Source organism: Botrimarina sp., assembly GCF_040219535.1.
Lineage (GTDB): Bacteria > Planctomycetota > Planctomycetia > Pirellulales > Lacipirellulaceae > Botrimarina.
On sequence record NZ_JAVJSH010000023.1, the window covers coordinates 1 to 6,520 of the forward strand.

Sequence of the window (6,520 nt, forward strand, 5' to 3'; positions counted from 1 at the left end):
CGCCGTCGGGCTGGCCGTCGGCGCGCAGGTCGCTCGTCGAGCCGAGCGTGTCGCGCCACACCGTGTAGTCGGCCCCGTCGACCACCCCGTCCGCGTTGTAGTCGCCCGGCAGCTCGCACGTGGTCGCCGCGCTAGCGGCCGTAGCGCCAGCCGCCACCGGCTCGGCGGCCGCGGCGCTAGCGGCCTGGATCCACGCGTCGATCGCCGTGAACGCGCTCCCGGCGAACGCGCCGGTGGCCGGGTCGTAGACCGAGGGGAAGCTGCTCGGCCGCACGCCGCCCGGCGCCAAGAAGGCCACCTCGCCCGGCAGGCTATCGAGGAACGCCGCGTCGCGCACGCCCCCCGGGCCGGTCCCCCCTTCGTCGGCGAACGCGAACACCACGGTGAGCCCCTCGGTCGCTTGACGCATCTCGGGCGTAGCGAGTTGCTGCTTGAGCTGCGCGCAGTAGCCGCACCAGGTGGCCGCGCCGACCACCAGCGTGTCGGGGCCCGGGCGGACGCCCAGCGGCTGGCCCGCCGCGTCGGTCAGCCGGAGCGCCGGCTGCGCGCCCCACGCGCCGGCGGCCCACGCGTCGACCGCGTCGGCCGCGTGCGTGTCGAACAGGCCGCTCGCCGGGTTGAACGCGGTGGGGTAGCGGTCGGCCCGCACGCTCCCCTCGGCGTAGAACGCGACCTCACCCGGCAGCCCGTCGAGGAACGCCGCGTCGCGCACGCCGCCCGGGCCCGCGCCCCCTTCGTCGCCGAACGCGAACACGACGCGGAGGCCCTCCACCGCGGCGGGCGCCTCGGCGAGCTGGGCCTTGAAGTCGGCGCACTTGGGGCACCACGTGGCGGCGCCGACGACGACCGTGTTGGCGTTGTCCGAAGTGTCGACCGCCGCGCCGGACGCGTCGATGAGCGACAAGCCGGCGGCCGCTTCGGGTCGGGGCGTGCCGGCCTGCGTGGTGGGCGAACCCACGGCCGCCGCCGACGCAACGAACCCGCCGCTCGCGGCCCCGGCCGCGAACGTGACCGGGGCCGCCGAGCCGCCGCCGCTGCTTTGCGGAGCGGCGCCCCCGGCAGCCGCCGACGCGCCGCCGGCTGTAGCGGGGGGAATCGCCGGCGCGGGCAGGGCGGGGCCGAGCAGGACCGACGCCGCTTCCTCGGGCGTCTCGGTCGGCGGTTGGGCGAGCCAATTTGCGAGGGCGCCGTCGACGACCGACGCTTGCTCCGCCGGCGAGGCGACGGACGCCATCGGGGCGACGCCCGGCTGAGGCGACGCTCCGTGCGCCACGCGCTCCGCGGCGAGCAGCGTCGCCCAGTCGTCCGGCGGTGGCCCAAGCGTGTTCCCAGTCGACGCGGCGAGCGGACGCAGCCGGCCCGTCGACTCGGTGGGCTGGAGGGCGGGGGCCGCGATGGCCGTCTCGGGCGCCCCGGACAGCGACTCCCAAGCGGCGAACCACGCCAGGAACACGCCCGGCGCGACGCGGGACTCTAGCCGCTCCGCCCGCGCGAGGCGGACCGCTGCGCCACGGCGATCGGGTCGGCGGCCGGAGTCATACGCCACGACAGTCTCCGCGGATCGTGCGAGCCAGGCGGCCCGGGCCAGACGGCTCCCGGGCGTGCGCCCGGGGCCGGGCACGAGTATAGTCACCGGCCGGGCCCGTCGCCGGCGCCCCGGCGACGCGGCCGGCCAAGTCGGGCGCGGGGCAGGCCCTTTCCCCGCCACCGAGCGGGCCTCATGCCGGCGCCTGCCACGGAGACAACTGCCTTGCCTGAGTTGGTTTACGAGCCGCTGCGGGAGGAGCACGCGGCCGAGTTGTACGACGGGCTCAGCGAAGCGGCAGTCTACGCGTACCTCGACGAGCGGAGGCCGGCGTCCCAGGACGCCCTGCGCCGCGGTTACCGAGCCCTCGCGGCGGGCCCACCCGAGGGGAGCGGCCAGGCGTGGCTCAACTGGGCGGTCCGGGAGCGGTCGACCGGCCGGTGCGTAGCCGTGTTGCAAGCGACGCTCGACACGCAAGGCGAGCTGTGGTTCGGGTACAAGGTGGTCCCGGCGTGGTGGGGCCGAGGGGTCGCCACCCAGAGCGTGCGGTGGCTGCTCGCCGAACTACGCGAGCGCTTCCCGACGACGCCCGCCCTGGCGAGCGTTGACAAGCGAAACGTGGCCTCGGTCTGCGTGCTGCAGAAGTGCGGCCTGCGGCTGCTGCGGAGCGAGCGCACCGCCGTCAACGGCGAACTGGTGGAGGAACTGACCTACGGCGCCGGCGAGGCCTGACGCGGGCGGCTTTGCTCAGCCTGGCAAGCAACGCGGCGAGGAACCGCCCCGACAGGCGATTCATTCCTTGTCGCCGTACCACACCGGGAACCCCCACGTCCGCCCGCACCGGGCGCAGTCGCGCCGGACCGACGCGCCGGCGTGGATCGCCACCTCGCGGAACTCGCCGGCGCCGCAGCGGTCGCACCGCGGGGCGGCCGGGTCGGCGGGCGCCTCGATAGGCCCGTCGATAGGCTCGTCGGGGGCCGTGTCGTCGGCGGGCTCCTCGACGGGCTCCTGGGACGCCGCGAGCCAGTCGGCTAGCGCGTGGCGGTAGTGGCGGACCATCGCCCGGTCGGCGGCCGTCAGGCGGCCCCTGCGGTCGCGTAGCTGCAGCTCCCCGCCGGGCGTGACGCGTAGCTCGACCCCGCGCTCGGCCAGCAGAGCGGCCAGCAGGGCCATCGCTTCGGGGGTCGCCGGCGGGTAGTCGGTGAGCGTCACGCGGCCTCCCACCCTTCGGCGTCGTCGGCCGGATCGACCGCCGGATCGCTCCCCGACTCGGCGCGTGTTTCTGGCGGGGCCGGGGCGTCTACGTCTACGGATTCGCGTGGCGCTCGGGGTTCGGGCGAATTCGTAGACGGTTCTTCATAGCCGAGCACGAACTCCACCCGCGGCTTGGTGGCGGTCGGCGTCCGGCGCCAGCCGCCGTAGCCGCCGTCGATCAGCCGCGCGATCAGCTTCTCGGCCTCGTCGACCGTGGCGACCTTGCGCCGGCCCTGCACCAGCGCGCTGGGCGTGATAGCGCCGCCGGGGCGGCGGCCGATCCAGTCGGCTAGCTCGCGCAGCTCGCGCTCGGCGGCCGACTCGCGGGCGCCCCGGTAGAACCGGGCCGCCTCGTGCGCGAACCACTCCACGAGGCCGATCGCCGCGGCGAGCATCTCATCGGGGACGGTCGTCGCGGCCGGGTCGTCGAAAAGCGTCAGCACGAGCGCTAGCCGCGCGGCGTAGCCCTCTAGCTTGCTCCACGCGGCCAGCTCGTCGCCGTCGCGGTCGAGCCCCTCGCGGCCGTGCCGGTTGACGAACGCGACGAACCGCCGCTGCGCGGCCGCTTGCAGGCGCAGCGCGACCGGGGCGGGCTCGCCGTCCGGGTCGGTCCCGAACCCCAGGTCCAATAGCGCGAGCATCCGCTCGGCGAAAGCCGCCTCGACCGCCTCGTCGACCTCCTCGTCGGTCCACTCTTTCGGCCGGCGGGGCGGCGCCGCGATCAGCAGCCGCGCAGCGAGGCCGCTCTCGCGGTGCTCGTCGGTCAGCGCGCGGCTGAGGATCGCCGGCTGGATCGTGCCGCAGAGGCTCACGCAGGCGCGGTCGACGAACAGCGGCGGCCCCGTGGCGCTCGAGCGGTTGACCTTCACGAACCCGGCGCCGTGCAGGTTCATCCAGTTCTGCGCGTCGCCCCCGCCGCGGTTGTATTTGTCGAACGAACCGAACCACGCGCCTAGCTCGTCGCGGTCCAGGTAGAGGCCGCGCGGGTTTGCCTTCAGCGCCTTGGCGATCGCCTCGACGGTCGTGTCGCTGATCAGAACCTCGCGCAGCTCGGGCTTCTCGGGCGCCTCGGGGGGCGGCTCTTGCGACTTGCTCCGCTTCCACTGCGCGAGGTCCTTCTCGTAGATCGCTTGCAGCGGGCCGAACGCGAGCAGCGCCTCGTTGTAGCGGGCCAGCTCTTGCTTCTGCCGGCGGAGGATCGGGGCCAGCACCAGCTTGCGCCCTTGCGACTTCATCGCGCCCGACGGGGCGACGACCACGCACCACAGCACGGCCGGCTCGTACCACGTGCGCTTCAGCCGCAGCGTCCGCGTCGCGCCGATCGCGCCGGCCGCGGCCGCCAGCGCCGGCAGCGCGACCATCGCCGGGTCGCACCCGAACGCGGCGGCCGCCTCGTCGACGAACCGCCGCATGGCGCCGGGCAAGAGGGCGGTCGGGAACGGCCGGTAGAGCAGCGGGCGGCCGTCGTCGGCGAGCGCGACCGGCTCGGCCGCGGCGACGAGGCGCGCCAGCTCGACGGCCGTGTGGCCCGCGGCGAGCCAGTCGACCGCGTCCCCCTTCGCCGGCAGGCCGGGCAGGTCGACGACCCGCACCCGCGGCGCCCGCGCGAGGCGGCCGAGGCGCCCGAGGACCGCGTCGCGGTAGCCGGCGCCCGCCGTGTCGTTGTCGGGCAAGAGGACCACGTCGCGCCCCGCGAGCGGCGACCAGTCGGTCTTGTCGGCCGCTTTGGACCCGCCCGACGAGGTCGTCGCGACCAGCCCGGCGGCGACCAGCGCGTCGGCGGCTGGCTCTCCCTCGACCACGTAGACCGTTCCCGTGCTGGCGAGCAGCTCGGGCAGCCGGTAGAGGGGCCGGCCCGCGGGCGGTTGCTGGTGCGTCCATCCGGCCGCCGTGCGGCGTACCGGGCGGATCGACTTCTTACGCTCGCCGCGGGCGTTCCAGCGGAGGACCAGCAGCGCCGGCTCGCCGGCCGCGTCGTGGTAGGCCCACTGGCGATCGGGCCGGCCGTGGCGGGCCGCATAGGCGGCGACCGCGGCCTCGGCGGTCGGGTAGAGGGTCGCGTCTACGTTTTCGGCCGGCGCTCGGGATTTGGGCGAATCCGTAGACGTAGACGCTTGGGGCTTCCGGCGTTGCGCACTGGCGGGCCGGCCCCGATCGGCGAGGCCGTGGTCCTTCAGGCGGTGCAGCCAGCCGCCGTTGCCGCGGGCGTTGTCGCTCTCGGTCCGCATACAGACGGCCGCGTCGGGGTCCCCCTCGGGGCCGGTCAGGCTGCACCAGTCGGGCTTGCCGCAGACCGGGCAAGGCTCGCGGCGTGTCGCTTCGCGCCAGTCGCTCGTGTCGGCTTGGTTCATCGGCCGGCCCTCCTCGGCTGAGGGAGCCGGTCGGCGGTCGTCAGCGCCGGGTGAAGCCCGACGAGCCGGGCGACGACCCGGCGGGCTTGGCGCCGTCGGCGGCGCCGGATGGCGGTGGCGCTCTTGGCGCCGTTGGTTACAATCATCACGTGACTAGCTCCTGCCGGCGTAAGCGCCCGGCTGCCCTCGCGGCGGCCGGGCGTTTCCCGTTTCCGTGGTGGGAACGCCGAGTTTGGAGCGCCCGGGAGTCGAACCCGGCGGCGGGAGGTGACTAGCCCCTGCCGGCGACCGCGACGCGCCCCACTACTCGGCGACGAGTGCTTGGGGGGTCGCGGTCTCTAGATTCCGGCCGCGTCGAGTTCGGCCTCGGCGGCGCGGATCGCGTGCTGGCGACGAGCGGTCGGCTCGCTAGTGGGCGTTGCGGCGTTGTCGCCGGCCGCCCCGTCCCCCGCAGCGGAGCAGGCCGCGCGGAACTCACGCAGCCAACGCCGCGTGGTGAACCGTCGGCCGCCGACCAGCTCGGTCCGCAGCCGCACGCCGCGCACGCCCCTCAGGCGCCATCTGTGAATAGTCGAAAGATGCGGCCGGCCGGGAGTCTCGCGGGCCGCTTGGGTGAGCGTGATTCGCTCGTCGTCGTGGCCGGTGTCGGCCGCTTCGCAGGTCGCGTCGGTTCGCATCGTCAGCTCGCAATACGGGGTGAATTGCTTCAACCCTTGCGATTCTGGCGGCGGCCGATGGCTGAACGGCCGAGCGCTTAGCGATCGGCAAAGAAAGTCGAGCGCTTAGCGTTCGGCGCGCAAGTTGGCCACATACTTGGTGGTGTAGTCCACTGACTTCTTGATGCCCGGGAACGTTCCGGTTCGCAGCTGAGCGGCAACGAGTTCAGCTGCCCAAATCCTAGGGCGATCGTGCTTGCTGCTTACGCGGTCGATCTCGTCGATAACCAATCGCTTCTCCGCTTCAGACAGCCGCCCGGTGCTCGCGCCGCCCTTTCGTCGTGCCGCTGCGATTCTCTTGCCATCACGTGCAGCGCTTTCGTGCTCTCGGACCTGCATCTTGCAGTAGAGAATGCCCGCGTGCAACGCAGCATCGGTAATGACTTGGAGCGCGAGCTTAATGTCGAATTCGCTGTGTTTGAAAGCATCGCAGACTCGTTCGGTCCCCTCCTCGACGGCCCGTAACTTCATCAGGCATTCCTCCGCGTCACGAGCTTCTGGTGGACTCGTTGGCGGAACGAACTCCTCCGGCAAGAGTACTTGTTTACCGCCCGTCATCCCACGAGCGTTAGCGGGGTGACGGTGCGTCGGGCGTTGGCGAGCCAGCCGACCGGGTCGATCGCTTGTTGGGCGAGGGTGACCAGCACGGTGGCGAGGGTCGCCTGGGCGGCGGC

General features: G+C 73.7%; 6 protein-coding genes. 1 reads left to right on the forward strand and 5 read right to left on the reverse strand.

The genetic code is table 11. The features are described from left to right. The coding region (locus tag RIC11_RS13920) for a hypothetical protein (RefSeq protein ID WP_350212285.1) at nucleotides 1-1,546 on the reverse strand (1,546 nt) is incomplete at its 3' end. Between the two features lie 204 nt (nucleotides 1,547-1,750). On the opposite strand from RIC11_RS13920, the gene RIC11_RS13925 reads away from it, so the two are divergent. Then, a complete protein-coding gene (locus tag RIC11_RS13925) occupies nucleotides 1,751-2,257 on the forward strand; it encodes a GNAT family N-acetyltransferase (protein ID WP_350212287.1) in 507 nt (168 codons plus the stop codon). 60 nt (nucleotides 2,258-2,317) lie between these two features. Here RIC11_RS13925 and RIC11_RS13930 read toward each other — a convergent pair whose 3' ends face one another. The 4 genes from RIC11_RS13930 to RIC11_RS13945 all read right to left on the reverse strand — a co-directional run bounded on the left by RIC11_RS13930 (nucleotide 2,318) and on the right by RIC11_RS13945 (nucleotide 6,317). Further along, nucleotides 2,318-2,737, reverse strand: coding sequence for a hypothetical protein (locus tag RIC11_RS13930; RefSeq protein WP_350212289.1), 420 nt, complete (start codon nucleotides 2,735-2,737; stop codon nucleotides 2,318-2,320). Then, the gene (locus tag RIC11_RS13935; protein WP_350212291.1) at nucleotides 2,734-5,130 is read right to left on the reverse strand and encodes a DUF3987 domain-containing protein; all 2,397 of its coding nucleotides are present in this window, start codon (nucleotides 5,128-5,130) and stop codon (nucleotides 2,734-2,736) included. The genes RIC11_RS13930 and RIC11_RS13935 overlap by 4 nt, the downstream gene beginning before the upstream one ends. A gap of 338 nt (nucleotides 5,131-5,468) precedes the next feature. Then, on the reverse strand, nucleotides 5,469-5,840 hold the full coding sequence (locus RIC11_RS13940; RefSeq protein WP_350212294.1) for a DUF1580 domain-containing protein: 372 nt from the start codon (nucleotides 5,838-5,840) through the stop codon (nucleotides 5,469-5,471). 72 nt (nucleotides 5,841-5,912) lie between these two features. After that, nucleotides 5,913-6,317 (reverse strand): hypothetical protein, encoded by a 405-nt coding sequence (locus tag RIC11_RS13945; RefSeq protein ID WP_350212296.1) that lies wholly within the window; start codon nucleotides 6,315-6,317, stop codon nucleotides 5,913-5,915. Between the last annotated feature and the right edge of the window lie 203 nt (nucleotides 6,318-6,520).